Here is a 23808-nt window from a genome sequence, read left to right on the forward strand (position 1 = left end):
ATCACCGGCGGTTGTGTTGTCCGCTCGGCTCAACCGGTACTACGACCGCCTCCGACTCCCTCCCGACCGGTCGCCCACTTCCCGAGGTCATCGGTTATAGGACGCCACGCTCCGGCAACACGACTCCGCAGGTTGCCGGGCCGGGGAGGGTCTCCCCAGTTCCCGCCGCCACTATCTGAACGTTCCGCGCCCCATACGCCGAGGAGTCCATCACGGCTGCAATCCAGGTGCTTCACCGCTTCCATGGCCTTCACCCCGATTCCGAAGGGCTCGGCACTCCCCTGTGCCACCCTCACGGGCAGCTGAGTAACGACGCCGCAGGCTTCGCATCACGCTACGGACCGCTCAGTCGCTCCCCCTTGAAGGGCCTTCGACACTGGGCTTCGACCCCGCCCGTTTCCAGACGAAGCCGCCAGTCTGCTACCGGGCCTCCTGGCAGCTACCCGGACCGGACTTCCACCGGCAAGCGACGACGAGCTTACGAACAAAGATCAACCACCTACACGATCAACCTCCGCTCTGCTGGGCGCACGGAAATGGCTCATTGATCTCCTGCTTCGGCAGGTAGCGCAGCAGGACAACGTCGCCGACGGTGATGACTTCGGTCAGTTTCATGCGCTGGCGTGGGCCGTCCTCATCCGACCTCCGGGGCCTCCACCATCGGCAGCCGAGTTCGGTCGCGCCACCAACGCCGCGCCGATCCGACATGGGTTCGACACGCTCCGGTGATGAGTCTGAACGGCGGCCACGATCCGTGATCTGCGGCAAGCGCGCCTCGCCTACGTCGCCGCTGTCCGACGCCTCGATACTGAGCCGCCCTGACCAGGCCCGCGAAACGCTCCTATCGGCGATACGGTGCATGCATGCTGGCCCCGGCAGCCATCGACCCGACGGCGGGATTCCCCGGCGACGTGCTCGGCCCGGTTCCGATGGGTGATGCGGTGAACAGGGTTCTGGTGTTCTGCACCGCGAAGGGCAGTGGCTGGTCCGTCTACGACCTGGCCGGCGACTACGCGCGATCATCAGGTGCGTTGAACGAGGTCACGGCATGGTCGCTGCTGTTCGCCAACGCGCTCAACGGCCGCGTGGAGATCAAGCAGATTGCCGACTTCAACCGGATCTGGAGACGAGATCTGGCCGAGCGGATCGGCCGGGTTCCCGCCGATCGGGACCTGCACTGCCTCACGGATGACGAGATCGACGCAGTGATCAGCGTGTGCCAGTTCGGCTTCTCCGGCGTGTGGGCACCGAGGACCACCAAGCTCGCGGCACTGTACCGGCCCATGGCCGTACCTGTGTTGGACGGCTACGTGGGGATGGCCTTCGGCTATCAGCAGGACGATCTCAGCACCAAAGTTCAACGGTTCGGTCTGAGCCGGGAAGAGCGGATTGCCAAGATCGTACGGGCGCTGGTGACGTACCTGCGGGACTACACCGCCGCCATGGCTCACCTACGGGCCCAGGTATCGACGACGGTGCCGGAACTCGCCCCGTCGGAGGAACCGGGAGCGCCGCCGCTCATTTCGGATCTTCGTCTGTTGGATATCGTTCTCTGGACGTCGATCGACGATCGCCGGGCGGAACGCGCCGGGAAGCCGTTGAAATGGCTCGGCCACACCATCGGCGCCCACATCCCCCTCGAGACCGTCGCGCCCGAGCCCATCCGACCGCGGGCGCGGTAGCGGACGAGGCCAAGCACAGTTCGAGGACGGTCGCGGTGGATTCTCCGGGTGCGGAACCGGTGCGCGCGTTCATCTCGTACGCGCATGGCAATGCCGACCATGAGGAGCGGGTGCTGCAGTTGTATGCGCTACTGCGCGACGAAGGCGTGGACGCAAAGCTGGACCGTCCGGCCGCCGGGCAGCGTCAGTTCTGGCCGCAGTGGATCGCTGAACAGATCCGGTCCGCGGACTTCGTCCTGGTGGTGGCATCTCCTCGATACCGGGACCGCGCCGAAGGCCGAACAGGCACATCGGTTGGTCGCGGAGTGCAATGGGAAGCTCGGCAGCTTCAAGAGTTGCAGTACCGCGACGCGACCGAAGGCACCCGGAAGATCATCCCGGTCGTGCTCCCGGGAGAGGACGCCGCAGGGTTCCCCGACTGGCTGCACCCCGTCGGCGGGGCGATCTATTCGGTGCCGGAATTGACGCCGAGCGGCGTGGACGAGCTCATCAGGTTGTTGACCGGGCAGCCGCTCTATTTGGAGCCTCCGCTGGGCAGAGTCCGACCCCGGCCGCCTCGGCGGGTGCCTGTACCACGGCGGGAATCCGTTGCGAAAGCGGCTGCCGGCAGGTCGACGCCGCCGGAGGCCCTGACCGGCGACGCCCACGAACGCGTCCGGGCAGCCGCAGCGGAAGTCGCCGCGCGAGCTCACAATGAGGCATCGGCCGATGCTGACCGTGGGTATCGCGACGGCGTGAGCTTCATCCGTGAGCTCTCGTCAACGAGGGAACTCCAGGGGTTGGCCGCCGTCGGCTTCGATGTCACGAAGTGGCTCGACCCGTTGGTGCGCCAGTGGGGACGTGCGGCGGCCGGACTCGATGCGCACCCCATACCGACCTGGGCCGGGACGCTTGCCAGATACCTCGGAAGCCGCGCGGATCCCATCGGCTATGACGAGTTCGCCTTCAGACCCAGCGACGCATACGTGGCCGGGTTCGGTGACGGAGTTCGCGCGGTGTGGCAAGCGGCCGGGCTCGGACGCAGCCTCCTGGCCCACGGCAGCATCGCACCGTCGACGGGTGACCAACCCCGCCGCCGCTACGATCCGCTCCGAGTGGCGCTCGCATCCCGACGTGGCACGGACGAAGTCACGATGACGTTCGTTGAGATCGAGCACCTGGTCGGTCCACTCCCCCGGTCGGCACGGGTGCATCGGGCGTGGTGGGCGAACGACTCCAAGGTTCAAGCCCAGGCGTGGAAGGCCGCCGGCTGGCGCGTCGGCCGGGTGGAACAGCACGGCGAGCGGGTCACCTTCGTCCGCACGGAATCGACGTAAGACTGGCCCCCGACGCCGGACGGTGGCCGCGTCATCCGATCGGTCGAATTCCTCCACGTCCAGTCGAACCTCGGATCACGCGCCGTCAGCGGGTAACGTACAGCGACCGGCATGGCGCAGAATGACCCGGGCAGGTGGGACGAGGTCAGGGGGCATCGGGGTGCGGTCGGATTCGCCGCGCTGGGAGCAGATCAATCCCAGCCCGTACGCCCACGAGCAGGACGGTCTGCGGATCCTGGCGAGCTACCTCGACGACGCCGACCCCTTCCACGTCTGGGCGAACGTCGAGTTCGTCGGCACCGACGGGTCGATCAACGAGGTCGACGCCCTGGTGCTCACGCCGCGCGGCCTGTTCGTCCTGGAGCTCAAGCACTGGCAGGGCGAGATCAGTGGTGACGGCACCCAGTGGGTCCGGCGAGTGCCGGGCGGGCGGCTGATGCCGGAGGACAACCCGTACATCCTTGCCAACCGCAAGGCCCGCCGCCTCGCCAGCGTGATCAACTTTTACGCCCGCCAACAGGGCAAGGAACACCTGACGCCGTTCGTCGGCGCGGCGGTGTTCATGCACGCCACGACTACCCAGTCGCGGCTCGACGCGATCGGGCGCCAGCACGTCTACGGCCTCGACCGGCACCCGTCCGGCCTGGACAGTCTGAAGGAGTTTCTGAACGGACGTCCCCACAACCCGGCGCACCTGATCGACCCGGCCCGCGGCCGGCAGATCGTCGACCTGGTGCGCGGTGCGAAGATCCGCCCGTCGGTTGCCGACCGGAAGATCGGCCAGCTCCTGCTGCACCCGCGCGCGTACGCCGAAGGGATCGGCTGGCAGGACTTCCTCGCCGGGCACGCCATGGACACGGCGCTGGTACGCCGAGTGCGGTTCTACCTGACCAGCCGAGCCTCGTCGGAAGACCTGCCGGTCATCCGGCGGGCGGCCGAGCGGGAGTTCCGGCTGCTGCAGGGCATCCACCACCCGGGCATCGCCCGCGCCCACGACCTGGTGGAGCACCCGTGGGGTCCGGCGGTCGTGTTCGACCACGACACCGACGGCGTCCGGCTCGACCAGTGGCTCACCCAGCGCGAGGACAAGCTGACCCTCGCCCAGCGGCTCCGCCTCGTCCAGGATCTCGCCGAGATCATCGACTACGCCCATTCGCGGCGGCTGGCGCACCGTGCACTGCACCCGCGCGCGGTGGTGGTCTCCGCCCCGGAGACGGCCACGCCGCGCCTGGTGGTCAGCGACTGGCAGACCGGTGGCCGGCTGCCCGGCAGCACTCAGCTCACCCGGCTCGCGTCGTCCGGCGACAGCGGTGCCGGGCTGGAACTGTTCTTCGACGACGAGGTACGCCAGTACCAGGCGCCCGAGGCGGCGATCCGGTCGGATCTGCCCGGCAGCCAGCTCGACGTGTTCTCCTTGGGCGCGATCGCATACCGGATCTTCACCGGTTCGCCGCCGGCTGCGACGGCCGAGGAGCTGGTGAGGGCGGTCGCCGATAGTGGTCTCAACCTGGCCGCCGCCGTCGACGGGATGCCGAGCCGGTTGGTGGATCTGGTCTACGACGCGACCCGGGGCGATCCGACTCGACGGCTACGCAGCGTCGCGGCGTTTCGGGAGGCGCTCGGGAACGTCTGGGACGAGCTGACTGCGCCCGAGCCGGAACCGGTGATCGATCCGCTGGAGGCGCGCAAGGGCGACGTGCTCGAGGGCGGTCTCACGGTCGTGCGGCGATTGGGGTCCGGTGCCACTGCGACCGCGCTGCTGGTCACCCGGACGGGCGACCGGAAGGAGCTGGTGCTCAAGGTTGCCCGCGACGAGCAGCACGCGCCGCGGCTGCAGGCCGAAGCCGAGACGCTGACCCAACTCCAGCGGCACTGGCAGGTGGCCGCGCTGGTCGAGGGTCCGGTGACCGTCGGGCACCGCACCGCGCTGCTGCTGGAAAGCGCCGGCCCGCACACGCTCGCCGAGGAGTTGCAGGGCGGCCGGCTCGTCATCGACCTGCTGGAGCGCTACGGCCGAGACCTGCTCGACATCGTCGCCTTCCTCGATGGGCAGGGGGTGTGGCACCGCGACATCAAGCCGGCGAACCTCGCCGCGCGACCACGGCCGAAGAACAGCGAGCCGCACCTGTGCGTGTTCGACTTCTCATTGGCCCGCACCGCCGCCGACCAGTTGACCGCCGGCACCGTGCCGTACCTGGACCCGTTCCTCGGCCCACCCCGCCGGATGCGCTACGACGCCGCCGCCGAACGGTTCGCCGCCGCCGTCACCCTCTACGAGATGGCGACCGGGAAGCTGCCCCGCTGGGGCAACGACGCCAACCCGGCAGCCATCAGCGACGAGGTCACCCTCGACCCGGCCGACTTCGACCCGGTGCTCGCCGACCGTCTCATCACGTTCTTCGAACGGGCGCTGGCCCGCGACGCGGCGGCCCGGTTCGGCACCGTCGACGACATGGCCGACGCATGGCGGGCCATGTTCAGGGACCTGCCGAAGCCCGACCCGGACCAACCGCCAACCGGGCCGTCACCTGCCTCGCTCGACCGGGACTCCCCGCTCACCGCGACCGGCCTCACCGCCCGCGCCCGCTCCGCGCTGGACCGCCTCGGCATCCACACGGTCGGCGAACTGCTCGGATCCGAACCGTCGGCGCTGACCCGGGCCAAGGGCGTACCCGACGCCACCCGCAAAGAAATCCTCGCCCAGATCCGCACGCTGCGCGGCCAGGTCCCCGTTCCCGTGCCTGGCCCGGCCATGGAACGCGCAATCCCACACGGTATCGAAGCGGTCTGTGCGACGCTGCTACCTCCACCGACCGGGAAGGGATCGCGGGAGCGCCGAACCCTGGCCGTACTGCTCGGCCAGGAACCCGGCAACAACGGACGCTTCCACCGCTGGCCCTCGCAGAAGGACGGCGCCGCGGCCACCGGACTCGGCCAGCCACAAGTGTCGACGCTGCTGCGCAAATGGGCCCGCAACTGGCTCGGCAACGAAGCGCTGCACCTGGTGCGCAACGAACTGGTCGCCCTGCTCGACAGCCGCGGCACGGTGATGTCGGCGACCGAACTCGCAGAGGCGTTGCTCGCCGCCCGCGGCTCGTACTCCGAGGAACCCAAGCGCACCGCGCAGGCGGTCGGCCTCATCCACGCCGCGGTGGAGGTTGAACTCGCGCGCGGCGGCGACGCCCGGGTCGCGATGTACCGGCTACGCGACTCCGGCGCAGTGCTGGTCGGCCGCGAACCCGACGACCCCGAGGCCGAGACGACCGCCGCGCAACGGCTCGCTTACGCCGTACGGCTCGGCCGCGCCGCCGCCGATCTCGCGGGGCAAGACCCACTCCCCACCAGGCAGCGGGCGCTGGAAACCCTGCGCGCCATCGCCGCCCCCGAAGACATGCCCACAGTGGACGATCAACGCCTGCTCCGCCTCGCCGCCGAAGCCAGCGGCGACAAGGCGGACGTCAACGCGCAGGGGCAGCTCTACCCCGTCGGCATGCCCGCCCAGCGGGCCCTGGAACTGGCCATGGGCAGCATCGCCGGGCAGAAGCTCCCTCCCGACCAGATTCAGGCCCGGGTCCGGGCGCGGTTCCCGCGGGCGAAGCCGGTGCCGCCGCGCCCCGAGCTCACCGACCTCCTGGCGGCCGTCGGCGCCCCACTCACGTGGGAACCGACCCAGGGCATGTACGCCCCGCCGAGCCTGCGACCACCCACCAGCACCCGCATGGCCAGCATCCTCGGCCCGCTCGCCGGCCCCGAAGCCGTGTCCGACGTGGACACCAAGCTGACAGCGGCCCTGCGCGGACACGGTTTCCTCGCATTGCTCGCACCGCTGACCCGCCTCCAACCGGCCCGCCGCGCGCTGCTGACCCGCCACCGGCTCACCGAGGTCGACGTCACCGCCATCATGCTCACCCAACTCCGTGCGCTCGGCTTTCCGTGGGAGGTCGTCGTCGCCGCCGACAGCGGCGACCCAACCAGCGCCGACTTCCGCGGCCTGGCCGACCTGGTGCGCCACCACGTCGTGCCCGCCGTGGCCGAGGCGCTGACCATCGACACGCCGGTGCTCATCACCGAGGCCGCGCCGCTGGCCCGGTACGGCCAACTGCGGATCCTGCAGGAACTCGCCGACCCGACCAAGCCCCGCCCGGCCGCCCGCTTCCTGCTTGTGCCTGCCCGCCAACCCGAACCGGCCAAGCTGGACAGCGCCCAACTCCCGCTCACCTCCCCGGCCAGCCAGTCGCTGTGGCTCCCGCCGGCCTGGATCACGCCCACCGTGGAGACAACCGCCCGATGATTCCTCTGAAGCCGTTGCAGGCGCAGGTCCGCACGCTCGTCGACAGTCTGCGGGAGACCGTGCCGCAGGACGAGAAGCTGCACGGCGAACTACGCGCCGAGTGGGGCGACGCCCGCCACGCCGAACGCACCGCCGCCACCTTCGAAACCTGGCTGGAGGACGTGCTCGACCAGGCTGCCGTCGCCTGGGTACTCGGCTGCGTGTTCGTCCGCTTCTGCGAAGACAACCGGCTCGTCTCTCCACTGTGGATCGGCGGGCCATGTGAGTCGGCGCCGGCCGAACGCGCCGTCCACAACCGGCAGGCGTACCTGATGCGCGAGGAGACCGCGCTCAACAACGACATGCACTGGCTCCGCGAGGCGTTCACCTACCTGCGCGGGCTGCCCGCCACCGGCAAACTGTTCGACCACCACAACCCCGTGTGGCGCTTCGCCATCTCCGGCGACGCGGCCGAGGCACTGTCGGACTTCTTCCGGCGCGGCCCGGGGTTCGTGTCGTTGGCGTCGCAGATGCTGGAGACCCGGTTCCTCGGCGACCTGTACCAGGACCTGTCCGCCCACGCCCGGTCGACCTACGCGCTGCTGCAGACACCCGAGTTCGTGGAGGAGTTCATCCTCGACCGGACGTTCGAGCCGGCGCTGAAGGAGTTCGGGCTCGCGCAGATGAGCGTCATCGACCCCACGTGCGGATCGGGGCACTTCCTGCTCGGCGCGTTCCGGCGGCTGGTGCGGCTGTGGAAGGACCGACACCCGGCCGACGATGTACGGGAGTTGGTCCAGAAGGCCCTGCATCAGGTGACAGGCGTGGATATCAACCCGTTCGCGGTGGCGATCGCCCGGTTCCGGTTGATGGTCGCGGCGCTGCGCGAGTGCGGATTGGGGTCGCTGGAGAAGGCGCCCGCATTCGACGTCCGGGTCGCGACCGGGGATTCGCTGCTACCGTGGGGCGCTGGGGCCAAGAAGGAGATTGAACAAACTGACCTACTGCTTATCGACAACAACGAAACGCAATTCGCGTTCGCGGTTGAAGATTCCGATCTTCTGGCAGACTACCTTCGCCCCAGATCCCACACTGTCGTGGTAGGAAATCCGCCCTATATTGTCGTCAAGGACAAGACACTCAACAACAAGTACAGACGTCTCTACTCGGCATGTTCTGGAAAGTATGCACTATCGGTTCCATTTGCGCAGCGATTCTTTGGCCTCGCGATACGCGGCGACAGCCGAGATGAGCACGCGGGTTGGGTAGGCCAAATCACGGCTAACTCCTTTATGAAGCGCGAATTTGGACGCAAGTTGATCAATGACTATTTGACCTTCGATGTCGCATTGGCAGAGGTCATTGACTCTTCAGGAGTATATTTACCGGGCCATGGCACTTCGACTGTAATACTCATCGGGCAGCACCGATTCTCGGCCCACCACAGCGCCCCAATCCGGGCCCTACTCGGCGTCCGCGGTGAACCCGGTCAACCGGAAGAGCCCGCGAAAGGAAAGGTATGGTCAGCTATTCTGGCTCAGATCAACGAACCAGGGTCTGAATCAGAATGGATCACTTCGATCGACACACCTTTGTCGACCTTCGCCCGCCACCCTTGGAGTCTCGGCGGCGGCGGAGCAGGTTCTGCGATGGAAACAATCACGGGATCGCGTCCACCACTCCGCGACAGCGTGGACTCAGTTGGCATTACCAGTTTCACCCTTGAGGATGACCTCTACGTTCAGCCCGCGTCGACCTTTCCTCGGCGCCAAGTCCCTGCACAGTTCGTCCGCCCGATGACTCTGGGTGATGGCGTTCGCGATTGGACGCTTGTCACGCCGGACCACGCTCTCTTCCCCTACGACGATCAATACCATCCAATTGCCGTCGAAGCATATCCCGCACTGCTGCAAATCATGTGGCCTGCGCGGACAACGCTTTCCAATAGTCAGATGTTCGGCCAACGAAGCAAGGTGGCATCCGGCTTGAAGTGGAGCGAATACGGCCGGCTTACCAGCAAGAAGCTAAGTACGACGTTGTCCATCGCCTTCGGCGAGGTCGCAACGCATAATCACTTCGTCCTAGACCGGGGCGGAAAGGTATTCAAGCAAACCGCGCCGGTAATTAAGCTAAAGAAGGACTCCAGCGAAGAGAACCACGTTCGACTTCTCGGCGTCCTAAACAGCTCAACCGCCTGCTTTTGGCTAAAACAGTCCTGTTTCCCCAAAGCTGGCGCGGCGAACTCTAGCGGTGGGGGAAACCGATGGAGCCCCGAGCCGTGGTACGAACGGTACGCTTTCAATGCTTCAAATATCGAACGGTTTCCCTTACCTGGGGAATATCCGCTGGTCCGGAGTCTTAGCGTCGATCGCCTCGCGCAGAACCTACTTTCTGTCACTTCAGAGGCAGTCCGCGTCGGAAGTATTCCCACTCGGACAGGGTTGTCGACCGCTCGCGCTGAATGGGGCTCGACGCGCGCTCAGATGATCGCGCTTCAGGAGGAACTGGACTGGGAGGTCTACCGCCTCTACGGCCTGCTTGAGGAGGACCTCACCGTCCCCGAACCGCCGGAGCTCCAACTCGGTGAACGTGCCTTCGAGATTGTGCTCGCCCGCAAGGTCAAGAACGGCGAGACGGAGACGCAGTGGTTCGCCCGCCACAACTCCACGCCGATCACCGAGTTGCCCGTGCACTGGCCGGACGAGTACCGCTCCGTCGTTGAGCGCCGCATCGCCGTCATCGAGTCGGACCGCAACATCGGGCTGATCGAGCGCCCGGAGTGCAAGCGCCGCTGGTCCACCGAGGGCTGGGACGCCATGCAGAGCAAGGCGCTCCGCGACTGGCTGCTCGACCGGCTCGAAGACGAGTCGCTGTGGGGTGGCGCGCCCACGCCGCTGTCGGTCGCGCAGTTGGCCGACCGCATGCGCCACGACACCGACTTCCGTTCGGTGCTCGACCTGTGGGTGGGCCACGACCAGCACGACCTCACCAAGACGCTCGGCAAGCTGATCGCCGAGGAGCACGTCCCATACCTGCCGGCCCAGCGGTACAAGCCGTCCGGGCTCCGCAAGCGCGTCCAGTGGGAACGGACGTGGGCGTTGCAACGCCGCGAGGACGCGGGCGAGAAGGTCGACATTCCGGTGCCGCCCAAGTACTCGTCGGCCGACTTCGTCAAGCACCACTACTTCCGCCATCGCGGCAAGCTCGACGTCCCGAAGGAGCGCTTCATCTCCTACCCAGGTGCCGGACGCGATGGTGACCCGACCGACTTGCTCGGCTGGGCGGGCTGGGACCATCTCGGCCAGGCGCAGGCGCTCGCGACCGTCTACATCGACCGCAAGAACCAGGCCGGTTGGCCGGCCGACCGGCTGTTGCCGCTGCTCGCCGGTCTGGTCGAGTTGGAGCTGTGGCTGCATCAGTGGCACAACGAGCCGAAGATCGGCTTCCCCGGCACGCCAGCTGAGTTCTTCACCAGTCTGATCGACACGGAACTGTCCATGCTGGGCCACGACCGCACGGAGCTGAACCGCATCCGCGGCGTCGACGCGATCTGAGCCCGTTACCGCTGGACGGGTTCGGCCCAGTCGACGCAGGTGGGACGCTGTCCGGTGACGACGAACTCGCGCGCCGCCGCCCGTGCGGTTGCGGGCCTGACCCGTCCACGGTCGGCGCCGACGAACACCGGGTCGCCGCCGTAGTCGAATGCGATGTCGGCCGCACCGTCCGGCCATGGCTCGGCGTCACCGTCGACGCCGATGCCGCCGTCCGGGGCGAGCCAGAGCACGAATGCCCGGCCCGGGTGGCCGACGCCGATCTGCAGTGCAGGTGGCAACGGTTCGTCCCAGGGTGACGCGTCGCTGTTCAGGTGCTCCGGCGGATAGATGCCGACCACGCGCGGCATGCCCGGATTGGTGGCCTCGTCCAGCGCGGCGTCCAGTTCCCCGATGGTTGACACCGTCCGCCGCTCGCCCCGACCCCACGTGACGACGTAGCTCATGGCTTGATCCCCTTTCCGGTGCCGTCGTAGCGACGGAACAGCCGTGCCCCGCCCGGCGCATCCGGGTCTGTGACGTAGATCGTCAGGCGGGAGCCGGCCGGGATGACGTGGCGCAGCATCCGGTCACAACCGTACGGGTCGTCGGTGCACGGCTCGTTGTTGAGCACCAGGCTTACGTCACGTGGTGCACCTGACTGGCGCATTTCCTGCGCAACACGTGCTTCGATATGGTCGGTCAGCGTCCACGGAAACCCCTTGAGTGCGGGCAGCGGGCGCAGGTCGGCGGTGCTGGCGATGTTGTGGCCGCTGCGGTACGGCTGGTCGGTCAGTGGGGTGCCGGTGGTGGTGTCGAACGCGAGACCGTGTGTGGGGCCGACGCCGCCGGGTCGAGGTGGCAGGCGTCGGGCGCCGTCGCGGATCCACTGCGCCGGGCCGGGTACGGGTGATCCCTGATCGGGCACACCGGCACCCGTTGTCGGTTTCCCCTCGTCGCCGACCTGCCCTACCCGCGCGATGACCGCTTCGACGTGCTGCTTCGCCGTTGTGACGCGTTCGGCGACGGCGACGAGCGTCTGCCGGATCGCGTCCAGACGGGCCAGCATCGGGCCGGGCTGTCCGCCCTGGAGAGCGGCACCGACGAGTTGTCTGGTCCGGTTCACCAGTTCGATGGATACGGACGTGCCCTGGCGCACCTCGTCCAGGCGATGCGCGACAGGCGTGAGCGCCCCGATGGTCTCCTGCGGTGAGAGTTGCTTCGGTGCGGCTGCCACCTGTGCACGCGTCTCGGCTGAGGTCTTGACCAGGGCACCGACGCTTTCCCCCATCTCCTGGACGGCGTCGCGCACCCGAGCCATGTTCTGCGCGATGCCGGCGAAGCCGGACGCCGCAGCCCGGCTGCCGATCTGCTCCGCGGCGGTGTGGGCTGCAGCAGCGGTGTCCTGTGCCCGCGCCAGTCCGGTCGAGATCACATCGAAATCGCCGGTCAGATCCTCGATGCTCGGCACCATGGCCTCCCCCGGTGCGCTGAGGGCCGTCAGTCTGCGGCGTGAGGCGGCCGATCCACACTGTATCGACAGGCATCGTTGATCTTGGATACTCATCCCCGGATGGATCGCCCGGCCGGCCGCGTCGGCCGGCCGATGGTCCATTTCTGGGTGGCGGGACCGCTGTTCGGACCCGTCCGAGCGCCCCGACCTGCGACGGTTGAACTAACCTCGGTCGTCGTAACCGGACAACACGGGACGGTGTGATCGCCTTGTCGCAACAACCGCTGCTGCGGGACCTCATCGACATCCCGCCGTCGGTCGGTGAAGGGGATTTCGTGGTCCGCGCCGCCGAGGGCGCCGACCTCAAGCGGTACGTGGTCACCGACGCCCTGCGGGCCAACTTCGAGGAAGCGCTGTCGATGGTGGGTCATGCGGTGCAGACGGGCCGGTCTCAGGCGAAGTTCCTGCACGGGTCGTTCGGCTCCGGCAAGTCGCACTTCATGGCGGTACTGCGGGAACTGCTGCAGCACAACCCCGACGCGCGGGCGTTGAAGAACATCGCCGACCCGGTCACGAAGACCGACCCGATGCTGCGCGGCAAGAAGATCCTCACGTTGACCTTCCACATGCTCGACGCGCGGTCGGTCGAACAGGCGGTTCTCGAGGGCTACCTCAACCAGATCATGACGCTACACCCGGAGGCGCCGCTTCCCGCCGTCCACCGCTCTGATGCTCTTCTGGGTGACGCGGCGCGGCTGCATGACCGGATGGGTGACGAGGCGTTCTTCGCCGCGTTGACCGACGCGGGCGCCCCGCCGGGCGCCCAGGCGGGGTCGGAGTCGGTGGGGCTGGCCGCGATGATGGCGCGCCGGGCCGGGTGGACGGCGGAGACGTACGCGGCCGCGGCCGCGCAGCCGCCGGGGACGAAGGAACGCGACGGACTGGTCAGCGCGCTCACAACCGCATTCTTCACCGGCGCCGTGCGCAGCGGCGAGTACCTCGACCTCGACGCGGGCCTGGCGGTGGTGACCCGGCACGCCAAGGATCTGGGCTACGACGCGCTGGTGCTGTTCCTCGACGAGTTCATCCTGTGGCTGTCGACGCACATCACCGACCACACGTTCGTCAACACGGAGGGTGCGAAGCTGAACAAGCTGGTCGAGTCGGCCGACGCGCACCGGCCGCTGCCCATCGCCTCGTTCGTGGCCCGCCAGCGCAACCTGGAGGACTTCCTCGGCCCGCAGGTCGGCGGCACCGAGCGGCAGGCGCTGGCCGACATGATGACCAGCGTGCAGGGCCGGCTCGGCAACATCGTGCTGGCCGACACGAACCTGCCGGCGATCACCGCCGAGCGGCTGCTGCGTCCCAACGACGACGCGGCGAAGGCGACGATCGACCGGGCCTTCACCGCGGTGCGCGGTAACCGGGCGGTGTGGGACATCCTCCTGCTCGGCGCGCAGTACGGCGACGCCGGGATCGGCTCCGACGCGGCGGCGTTCCGCAGCCTGTACCCGTTCTCACCGGCGCTGGTCGCCTCGCTCGTCGCCCTGTCACAGGCGTTGCAGCGCGAGCGGACGGCGCTGCGCATCATGACCGAACTTCTGGTGGAACGGCGCGACACGCTGCGGGTCAACGACCTGATCGGGGTGGCCGAGCTGTTCGAGCCGCTGGTGCTCGCCGGCGAGTTGCCGGACGAGCCGAAGCTGAAACAGCGGTTCCAGTCGGCCCGGGAGACCTACCGGGGCAAGCTGCGTCCGCTGCTGCTCGCCCACCACAGCATCACCGCGGAGCAGGCGGCCGGGCACGAGCCGTTCCAGCTCGACGACAAGCTGATCAAGACGCTGCTGCTCGGCGCGCTGGTGCCGGACGTGCCGGCGCTGCACAACCTCACCGCGTCGAAGCTGCACGCGCTGAACTTCGGGTCGATCGCGTCGCCGATTCCGGGGTACGAGAACCAGATCGTGCTCGGCAGGCTGCAGAAGCTGCAGGCCGACGCCGGCGAACTGCACATCACCAAGGACCCGGATCCGGTGGTGTCGTTGACGCTGTCGGAGGTCGACTACGACAAGCTGCTCGACCTCGTGCCGAGCAACGAGACGGGCGACGGCGTACTGCAGCAACTGGTTCGCGACCTGGTGTGCAGCGAGATGGGGCTCTCCGGCGTCGACGGGACGCTCGGCGAGATCAGCTACCTGCGGGAGTGGCGGGGCCGCAAGCACACCGTGCACGTACGGTTCGGCAACGTCCGCGACGACGTCAACCTCCCCGAGTCGACGCTGCTCGCCGACGGGGAGACGTGGCGGATCAACATCGACTACCCGTTCGACGTGGGCACGTACGACCGCGGCAGCGACTTCGCGCGCATCGAACTGTTCCCGCGCGGGTCGCGCACGGTGTTCTGGCAGCCGTTCTTCCTCAGCGCGGACATGGTCGGACGGGTGCGGCTGCTGGCGAAGGTGAACTACCTGCTCGGCACCGACGGCGGCGGCGACCGCCTGCAGACCCTGGCAGACGACTGGTCGGTGGCCGACCGCAAGGAGGGCCGGGTCTACCTGCAGCAGCGCCAGCACCAGCTCCGCGACTCGCTGCTGACCGCGCTCAAGCAGGCCTACGGCGCGGCGAAGGCCGGCGCTGAGTCGACCGACGTGATCGACGACACCAAGGGTGTGCTGCACACCCTCGCCGACGGTCTGCACCTGGGCGACCCGATCGGTGGCACCCTCGACGCGGCGCTGCGGCACCTGACCGGGGTGCTGCTCGCCTGGTCCTACCCCGGCAAGCCGGCGCTGCCCGACGACGAGAAGGCTGTCACCCGCGGCGAGATGGCCAAGGTGCTCACCTACGCCCAGCGCGCCGCAGCTGACCCGACCCGCGGGGTGGTGGTGGAGCAGGCCGACCGGCGCACGGTGCAGCGCATCTGCAACCACCTCCAGCTCGGCGAACTGGCCGACAACCGGTACGTGCTGACCACCGGAACCTGCTGGTGGAGCCGGCACTTCACGCAACGGGCGGCGCAACGCGGCCTGACCGACCGGTACCCGGTCGCGTTCCTGCGCGAGCAGCTGGACCAGCCCGACCCGCGCGGCTTCGACCGCGACCTGCAGAACCTGATCATGATCGTGTTCGGGTTGGAGCACCAGCTCGCCTGGTACGACGGGTCGGTCAAGGTCCAGGTGAACGCGGTCCAGGCCGTGCAGGGGCATTGGGAGCTGCGGCCTCCGCCCATGCCGACCCAGGAGGAGTGGGACGAGGCCGTCCGGCGCGGCCAGCCGCTGTTCGGCGTCCCGCTGCCGGTGTGGCGCAGCCCGACCAACCTCGCCGACCTGGCCGGTGCGATGCGCCAGATCGCCCGGGAGTTCGCACAGCCGGCGGCGCACCTTGTGGCCGCGCTCGACGGGCGGGCCGCGATGCTGGGACTCGATCCCGTCGACGCCACCGGCCGGCTCGCGACCGCGCGGCGGACGGCGCGGCTACTGGCCGACATCGCCGGTGAACATGATGACGTGGTGCGGGTGCAACTGGTCGCCGGCGCCGATCTCGGCGGCGTCGATCCAGCGGTGGCCGCGGTGTCGTTCAAGCAAGCGGCCCGGGTCAAAGCGGCGATCGACGGAGCGCAATGGCCGCTGCTCGAGGCGATCTCTGCCATGGACGACGATCGCGCCCGGAACATCCTCGACGACCTGCGGCGGGACGCCCGGCACGAACAACACGCCGCCGACCTGGTGACGGCGCTCCAGACGGCGTCGACCGCCGCGGCCAAGCTTCTCGCCGAGCTGCAACCGAAGCCCAAGCCGAAGCCCGGGCTCGACCTCGACCCGCGTGACGTCGAGGTCCCCGATCACGATGAGAAGGTCGAACTCCAACAAGCCACCATCGTCACGCAGAGCGACCTGGAGGCCCTTTCGGCAAAGCTGCGTGAACTGATCGCCGACGGTGCCCGCATCATGGTCACGTGGCGAGCTCAGTAGCGGTGGCGCAGCCCGCGGCGATCCGGCGCAAGGTCGAGGCGTGGCTCGACCGGTCCGACGACGAGTCGGTCGCGCTGGCGCTGCGGGCGACACCCGTGTGGGACGGTGAGCCAGTCGTGTCGATCGGGTCGGTGAAGGTGCGGATCGTGCCGTGCCCCACTCCCCTGGCGGCTCGGGCGGCGCTGCACGACCGCGCCGAGGACGAGCGGGTCGTGCTGCTGACGGACCTGTCCGATGCCGAGCTCGGCGACGGCATCCTCGCGCACGTGAGCCAGTGCACCGTGCGCAGCGTCGACCCGTGGGAGGTCGTCCGGCAGTTGTTCGGCGGCGCGGCGCTGGACCCGACCCTGGTCCGCACCGGCCGCTGGGTCTGCGACGCGCTGACCGACCTGGCGCCGGCCACCGGCTGGCCGCGACCGGCCGGCACGGTCATCACCCGCGACCACGCGTTGCGCAGCCTGGTCACCGCGCAGCTCGGCATCCGGCCCGACCAGATCGACAGTGCCGGCCTGCTGCAGTGGACCACCGACGCCGCGGCCCTGCTGCGGTTCACCGGCCTGCCGGAGCCGATCGCCGACGGCCTGGGCGGCTACCTGTCCGACGTCGTCGGGCCGGCCGCGGCACCGATCCTGGCCGCGGTGCGGGCCGGCCACGGCACCGACGTCATCCCGCTCGGCCTGCTCGTCGGGCTGCTCTGGCCCGACCCGGCACCCCGGCCGGCGCAGCAGACCGAGATCGCCGTGGCCCGGGTGCGTCTGGAGGCCAGGTTCGGCGGGCGGCGACTGACCGACCCGGAGGCGAAGGCGTTCCGCACGGCGGCCGAGGCCTGGACCGACCGCATCGCCGACGACCCTGGCAGCCGCGGCGAGGCGGGCCGGTTGCACGCCCGCGCCGAGACTCTCGCGGCCGACCTGGAGATGACCGGCCTGCTCGGCGGCAGTTCCATCCTGCCCAGCGGCTTCACCCACCGCATGCGTGACTTCGCCGCCGCGGTGCGGTTGGCGGTGTCGGGTTCCCGGCCGGGTGCGGACCAGGTCGCCCGTGCGCAGGACGCCCTCGCCCTGGTCGAGGGTCACCGGGCGGCGGACACCGGCCGGATCGGCACCGCGCGGATGGCGCTGCGGCTGCTGCGGTGGCTGTCCGCAGAGGACGATCCGAAGCCGCGGACCCTGCACGAGGCGCTGCACCGGCAGGTGCGCGTCGACGGCTGGGTCGACCGGGCCCGGTTGGACATCTTCGCCGGCGACACCGACCCGGCCGTGGCCGAGGCGTACCGGTTGCTGCACCGTGCCGTCGACACGCGCCGGGGCCGCCACGACGAGCAGTTCGCCACGCTGCTCGCCGCCTCCACCAAGGCCGACGAGCCGCCGGGGACGCTGCTGCGGGTGGAGGATCTGCTCGAACGGATCGTCCGGCCGGTAATGAAGCGCGGCCACCGGGTGCTGCTGCTGGTCATGGACGGCATGAGCGTGGCGGCGGCGACCGAACTGGCCGAGTCGGTCACCTCCGGCGGAACGTGGCTGGAACTCGCCCCTGACGGCGGCCCGCGCACCGGCGTCCTGGCCGCCCTGCCGACCGTCACCGACGTGAGCCGGTGCAGCCTGTTCAGCGGCCGGATCGCCGTCGGCCAGCAGAAGCAGGAGATCGCCGCGCTCACCGCCCGGTTCCCGTCGGCGGTGCTGCTGCACAAGGGCGACCTGCGCGCCGGCGCCGGTGCCGCCCTCGCGCCCGACGTGGTCGCCGCGCTCGCCGACGAGACCACGCCGCTGGTCGCCGCCGTGGTGAACACCATCGACGACGCCCTGGACCGCAGCGAGCCCGGCACCGTCGTGTGGAGCACCGAGACGGTCACCGCAGTACGGGACCTGCTCGCGCTGGCGACCGGCCGGGTCGTCATCGTGGTCTCCGACCACGGGCACGTCATCGACCGCGGACCCGACGGGGTGGTGCGGCCCAGCCCGTCGAGTGAGAACCGGTGGCGGCCGGCGACACCGCCGCCGGGTGACGGCGAGGTCCTGGTGACGGGCAGCCGGGTCGCGGCCGGGGATGGGGCGGTGGTTCTGCCGTGGCGGGAGGACATCCGGTACGGGCCACGCAAGTCCGGCTACCACGGCGGGGCGTCGGCGGCCGAGGCCGTCATCCCGCTCCTGGTGTTCTCCGCCCACGACGAGAAGGTGCTACCCGGCTGGTCGGGCGCACCCGTGGCGAGCCCGGCCTGGTGGCGGGAACCGGTCACCGCCGCGGCTCCGGCGCCGGCGCCCGTGCGACGGCCGGCGAGCCGGCCACCGCAGCCGGCCGGCGACACCCTGTTCGACCTGGCCGCCGAACCGGCCGCCGCGCCGGCGGCACTACCACCGTCCCTTGTGGACCGTCTGCTCGCCAGCGACCTGTACCGGCAGCGGCGCGGTACCCGCGCCCCGCTTCCCGACGCCCGGGTGGCCGCGCTCGTCGCCGCGTTGCTGGCCCGCGGTGGACGGGCGACGCTGGAAACCCTCGCCGCCGCGGCGGAGGTGCCGGCGCACCGCATCCGGTTCACCGTCACCGCGTTGCAGAAACTGCTGCAGGTCGAGGGGTACCCGGTGCTCGAACTCGACCCGGACGGGCACACCGTGAAACTCGACCAGGATCTGCTGGTCGAGCAGTTCGGGTTGGCCGATGACCGCTGACGTATCGGCCCGGCGGCGCCGCGACATCATCGACGCGCTGCGCCGCGGCGCCGTGCCGATGAACGGCCTCGACGCGCTCGCGGTCGGCCTCGACCGGTTCGTCACCGCCTTCGACGAGGACCTCGACCGGGTGGCCGGCGGCGGCAGCATCTTCAAGGCCGTACGGGGCGAGTACGGCGCCGGCAAGACGTTCCTGACCCGGTGGCTCGCCGAACGCGCGAAGCGGCGCGGCCTGGCAGCGGCCGAGGTGCAGATCTCCGAGACGGAGACGCCGCTGCACCGGATGGAGACGGTGTACCGGCGCCTCGTGGAACGGCTCTCGACCGAGCAGTTCCCGCCCAGCGCGCTGCGCCCCGTCCTCGACGGATGGACCTTCGCGCTGGAGGAGGACGTCCTCGCCACCGGTGAAGTCGCCGAGGACGACGCCGAAGCGCTCGACCGAGCCGTCGGCGACCTGATGGAGAAGCGCCTCGCCGGCGTCGCCCGCGACACCTCGGCGTTCGCGGCGGCGTTGCGCGCGTACCGGTCGGCGGTGTCCGCAGGGGACCATGCCACGGCGGACGGGTTGGCCGCGTGGCTCGGCGGGCAGCCGCACGTGGCTGCCGCGGTGCGGCGCACCGCCGGGGTCAAGGGCGACCTCGACCACTTCGGCGCGCTCAGCTTCCTCCAAGGGCTGCTGACCGTGCTACGTGACAGCGGCCATCCCGGGCTGCTGCTCGTGCTCGACGAGGTCGAAACCCTGCAACGGATGCGGTCCGACGCGCGGGACAAGGCCCTCAACGCGCTGCGGCAACTGGTCGATGAGGTCCATAGTGGACGGTTTCTGGGGCTGTTCCTTGTCATTACCGGCACGCCCGCGTTCTACGACGGCCCACAGGGTGCCCAGCGCCTCGCCCCGCTCGCCCAACGGCTGGCGACCGACTTCGGCACCGACGCCCGCTGGGACAACCCCCGGGCAGTGCAGATCCGGCTGCCGGGCTTCACCGTCGAGTCGCTCACCGCACTCGGCCGCAAGGTCCGCGGCCTCTACGGCAGCCCCGCGGTCGACGCGCGGGTCGACGATGACTACCTGGCCGAACTAGCGACCGCAGTCGCCGGCAAGCTCGGCGGCAAGGTCGGCGTCGCGCCACGGGTCTACCTGAAGAAGCTCGTCGCCGACGTCCTCGACCGGGTCGACCAGTTCCCCGACTACGACCCGCGCCAGCACTACGCGCTCACCCTGCGCTCCGACGAACTGACCGACGTGGAGCGCAACGCGGCCGCGTCGGCAGACGACATCGACCTGCCTCTCTGATGCCGGCCGCCGACCTCGATCCCGTTCTGCTGCACCACATCGTGAACAGCCTCGGCTGGCCCGACCTGCGCCCGCTGCAGGCCGACGCGGTGGCGCCCGTGCTGGCCGGCGACGACGCCCTGGTGCTCGCGCCGACAGCCGGCGGGAAGACCGAGGCGGCCGTCTTCCCGCTGCTGACCCGGATGGCCGCACAGCGGTGGACCGCAACGTCGGTGCTGTACGTGTGCCCGCTCAAGGCACTGCTGAACAACCTGCTCCCCCGGCTGGAGACCTACGCCGGATGGCTCGGCCGGCGCACGGCAGTCTGGCACGGCGACGTCCCGGCAAGCCGCCGCCGCGCGATCCTCTTCGAGCGGCCCGACATCCTGCTCACCACGCCAGAGTCACTAGAATCGATGCTCGTCAGCACTACAGTCGACCATCGGACGTTCTTCGCCGGCCTGCAGGCGGTCGTTGTCGACGAGGTCCATGCGTTCGCCGGTGATGACCGCGGTTGGCACCTGCTTGCCGTGCTGGAACGCCTCACCCACCTCGTCGGGCGGCCGATCCAGCGCGTCGGCCTGTCCGCGACCGTCGGCAACCCCACCGACCTGCTCGGCTGGCTCCAGGGCTCCTCCGCAGGAACGCGAACTGCGACGATCGTCGCCCCGGACACGCCCGCCTCCCGCCCGGTCGACGCGGAGGTCGAACTCGATTTCGTCGGGTCGCTCGCCAACGCCGCCACCGTCATCGCTTCCCTCCACGCCGGCGAGAAGCGGCTGGTCTTCTGCGAGTCACGACAGGTCGTCGAGCACCTCGGGCAGCTCCTGCGCGCAGAAGGCGTCACCACGTTTCTCTCGCACGCGTCGCTATCCACCGACGAGCGACGCCGCGCCGAGCAGGCGTTCACCGAAGCGCGCGACTGTGTCATCGTGTCGACCAGCACCCTCGAACTCGGCATCGACGTCGGTGACCTCGACCGGGTCATCCAGATCGACGCACCTGCCACCGTGGCATCGTTCCTGCAACGCCTCGGCCGCACCGGCCGCCGGCCGGGCACCACCCGCAACTGCCTGTTCCTGACCCTGAGCGGCGAGGCGCTCGCCGAAGCCGCCGCGTTGCTGCTGCTGTGGCGCCGCGGCTGGGTGGAGCCGATTACGGCGCCGCCCGAACCCCGGCACATCGTCGCCCAGCAGATCCTGGCGTTGGCGCTGCAGGAACACCGCGTCGGCGACCAGGTCGTCGCTGGGTGGTGGAACGGGCTGCGACCCTTCGGCACCGACGTCCTCCTGCGTCACCTTGTCGACGAGGGCTTCCTCGACAGCGACCAGGGCATGATGTTCATCGGCCCGGAGGCCGAACGGCGGTTCGGCCGGCGCCACTTCATGGACATGACCGCCGTGTTCACCGGCGCGCCCGAGTTCACCGTGCTCACCGGCCGCGCCGAACTCGGCCGCGTAGATCCGGGCCTGCTCACCGACGAGGTCCGTGGCGACCGGCTGCTCCTGCTCGCCGGACGCAGCTGGCGCGTCACCTACATCGACTGGCGACGCCGCCGCTGTTTCGTCGAACCGGCCGACTCCGGCGGACGGGCCCGCTGGACGGCGCCCGCCGGCGCGATCGTCGGCACCTCGCACGAACTGACCCGCGCGGTGCGGGAAGTGCTCCTCGGCGCCGACCCGCCGGTCCAGATGACCCGCCGGGCCGCCAGCCGGCTCGCCACCGAACGGGACGAATTGAGCAGCACCGTCCACCCCGGAGGGACGGTGATCCTCCGCGACGGCGGCGAAGACCTGCGGTGGTGGACGTGGGCGGGATACCGCGCCAACGCAACCCTTGCCGCCACCCTGACCGAGGTCATCGACCCGGTCCAGCGCTACGACGACCGGCAGATCCGGCTCCGGGACAACCTGACCCCGTCGGAATGGCGGCAGCTGACCGCCGACGCGACACAACGGCTGTGCCTACCCCAGCCCGACAACAAGGCGCTGGAAGGCTTGAAATTCAACGCCGCACTACCGGAACGGCTCGCCATCGCCACCCTGGCCGCCCGGCTGTCCGACCTGGACGGTGCTGCCACCATCCTCAAAGAGCCCACTAGATTCATCTCCGTCACCTGACATCCGAGGATCAGGAGGCCCCACCCGAAGCAGCCTGCAGGAACCGCAGTACCAATGGCTATACCGTCGCGGTGCGTCGCGACGGAGTGGTCATGGCGAATCGTAGGGTGGCGGGATGCCAGTCGTGTTGCACCTCAACGACACCCGTATCAGCCGGGTGGGGTGGAGGCTGAGTGCCGGGCGCTCATTCACCGTGGTCTTGCCGGAGCAGTCACTGTCGCTGTCGACTAAAGCTTGGCGCCTGTGTCTCGTCGTGGCCGACGGCCCGCTCGTGTGGGACCGCAGCGGTGACAGGCTGGTCGCGGACTCGGATCCGGTTCGCCGAAGCATCGTGGCTGTGGGGCGCATCCGCGGGTCGGGACGGGTCTCCTCGACGGATGATCGCTACAAGATCGCCGACCCAGCGATGATCGAGCCAGCGATTGCGCTGCGCGAGGTTGTCGAGACCGTTTCTGCGGACGTGCGGGATGAGGCTACTGAAGCGGTGCGCGCGGACGTGGCCGACGCGAAGGGCCGGGTCTCCGAGAAACTGATCCAGGCGGTGATCGAAGTTCGGCCCGCGGTGGCGGCTACGGTGCAGCGGCTCCGGCGCATGGTCGACGAGCCAACTCCGGTCGATGGGCCGACAGGTGAAACCCTGACCCTTGAGCGCGACGCGGTTCGTCTCGCGTTGTCCATCGCTGGAGCCGACACAGACGCATTGGCGGACTGGCAGCCGCCCACGACGCCGGGAGGGTTTCTGCCCGGACTAGGATACGAGCCGCATGAAGACGTCCTGCTGGCCTACGACGCGGCCCGGTTTCCCAACTGGAGCGTGCTTCCGTCCGACCGCCCCGACTGGCTGGTGTTCGGCGACGGCACCAGCCACATCCGAGTGGGCAGCGTCAACAACACCAGCCTGGAGAATACGCTCGGCGTCGACCTCATCTACCGGCATGTCGAGGCCAACACGTTCGTCCTGGTCCAGTACAAGCGCATGTCCAAGGACGCGAAGAACCGATGGTTCTACCGCCCAGACAGCCAGATGCGAGACCAGTTGCAGCGGATGCGCAAGGTGTATCACCCGTCTGGGCCCGCCTCGCCGCGAACGTGGCGCCTGCATTCGAACGGGTTCGTCGTCAAGCTCGTCCGCCAACCCACGGCGTTCGACCCCCGAAGTGACCAGCTCCTGTCGGGCATCTATCTACCGCTGGAGTACCTGACCGAACTGCTCGGCGACGCGTGCACCCTGACCGACCGGGGCGCTCGCCGGCTTGGTTACGACAACATCGATCGTTACCTGACCACTGGCCTGTTCGTCAGTCTCGTCCGGCAGGGATGGATCGGCACCACTGGCCTGACCACCCAAGCAATAGAGCTGATAATCGAGGCCGCCCTCGGATCCCAACGCATGGTGGTCATCGCTGAGGAGTCGAGCGAACAGACCGGCGCCGCGCGCCGGCGCTCAGACGGAGGGGCAAGCAGCTCCTGACGCCGGACCGCGTCTCGGCGGAAATGCGCCCCGCTCGCCAACTGCATCGACTTGTCACC

Annotated in this window: 11 protein-coding genes; 9 read left to right on the forward strand and 2 right to left on the reverse strand. The window is 69.3% G+C overall.

The genetic code is table 11. From position 1 onward, the window contains the following. Positions 1–863 precede the first annotated feature (863 nt). From Vau01_RS52770 to pglX, 4 genes are all read left to right on the forward strand, one after another. Positions 864–1682 (forward strand): DUF6308 family protein, encoded by an 819-nt coding sequence (locus Vau01_RS52770; protein ID WP_204009098.1) that lies wholly within the window; start codon positions 864–866, stop codon positions 1680–1682. Positions 1683–1741: 59 nt separating this feature from the next. Further along, the gene (locus tag Vau01_RS52775; RefSeq protein WP_204009099.1) at positions 1742–2998 is read left to right on the forward strand and encodes a toll/interleukin-1 receptor domain-containing protein; all 1257 of its coding nucleotides are present in this window, start codon (positions 1742–1744) and stop codon (positions 2996–2998) included. Between the two features lie 160 nt (positions 2999–3158). Next, complete coding sequence (pglW, locus tag Vau01_RS52780; RefSeq protein WP_204009101.1) at positions 3159–7289, forward strand: BREX system serine/threonine kinase PglW; 4131 nt, start codon at positions 3159–3161, stop codon at positions 7287–7289. After that, positions 7286–10822, forward strand: coding sequence for a BREX-2 system adenine-specific DNA-methyltransferase PglX (gene pglX, locus Vau01_RS52785; RefSeq protein WP_204009103.1), 3537 nt, complete (start codon positions 7286–7288; stop codon positions 10820–10822). The genes pglW and pglX overlap by 4 nt, the downstream gene beginning before the upstream one ends. Positions 10823–10827: 5 nt before the next feature. Here pglX and Vau01_RS52790 read toward each other — a convergent pair whose 3' ends face one another. Both Vau01_RS52790 and Vau01_RS64105 read right to left on the reverse strand, forming a co-directional pair. After that, positions 10828–11265 carry an Imm1 family immunity protein gene (locus Vau01_RS52790; protein ID WP_204009105.1) on the reverse strand — a complete coding sequence of 146 codons (438 nt, stop codon included), beginning with the start codon at positions 11263–11265 and terminating at the stop codon, positions 10828–10830. Next, positions 11262–12269, reverse strand: coding sequence for a DddA-like double-stranded DNA deaminase toxin (locus tag Vau01_RS64105; protein ID WP_239152696.1), 1008 nt, complete (start codon positions 12267–12269; stop codon positions 11262–11264). The genes Vau01_RS52790 and Vau01_RS64105 overlap by 4 nt, the downstream gene beginning before the upstream one ends. 251 nt (positions 12270–12520) lie before the next feature. Here Vau01_RS64105 and Vau01_RS52800 point away from each other — a divergent pair, with 251 nt between their 5' ends. From Vau01_RS52800 to Vau01_RS52820, 5 genes are all read left to right on the forward strand, one after another. Further along, positions 12521–16219, forward strand: coding sequence for a DUF6079 family protein (locus Vau01_RS52800; RefSeq protein ID WP_204009107.1), 3699 nt, complete (start codon positions 12521–12523; stop codon positions 16217–16219). Continuing rightward, positions 16204–18885 (forward strand): BREX-2 system phosphatase PglZ, encoded by a 2682-nt coding sequence (pglZ, locus tag Vau01_RS52805; protein ID WP_204009108.1) that lies wholly within the window; start codon positions 16204–16206, stop codon positions 18883–18885. The genes Vau01_RS52800 and pglZ overlap by 16 nt, the downstream gene beginning before the upstream one ends. Then, on the forward strand, positions 18875–20179 hold the full coding sequence (gene brxD / locus Vau01_RS52810) for a BREX system ATP-binding protein BrxD (RefSeq protein ID WP_204009110.1): 1305 nt from the start codon (positions 18875–18877) through the stop codon (positions 20177–20179). The genes pglZ and brxD overlap by 11 nt, the downstream gene beginning before the upstream one ends. After that, a complete protein-coding gene (locus tag Vau01_RS52815; protein ID WP_239152698.1) occupies positions 20179–22278 on the forward strand; it encodes a DEAD/DEAH box helicase in 2100 nt (699 codons plus the stop codon). Before brxD ends, Vau01_RS52815 begins: the two co-directional genes overlap by 1 nt. Before the next feature lie 115 nt (positions 22279–22393). After that, positions 22394–23749, forward strand: a complete 1356-nt coding sequence (locus Vau01_RS52820) for a hypothetical protein (RefSeq protein ID WP_204009112.1) — start codon at positions 22394–22396, stop codon at positions 23747–23749. Positions 23750–23808: the final 59 nt, after the last annotated feature.

Origin of the sequence: Virgisporangium aurantiacum (assembly GCF_016863635.1) — a bacterium.
Taxonomy (GTDB): Bacteria; Actinomycetota; Actinomycetes; order Mycobacteriales; family Micromonosporaceae; genus Virgisporangium; species Virgisporangium aurantiacum.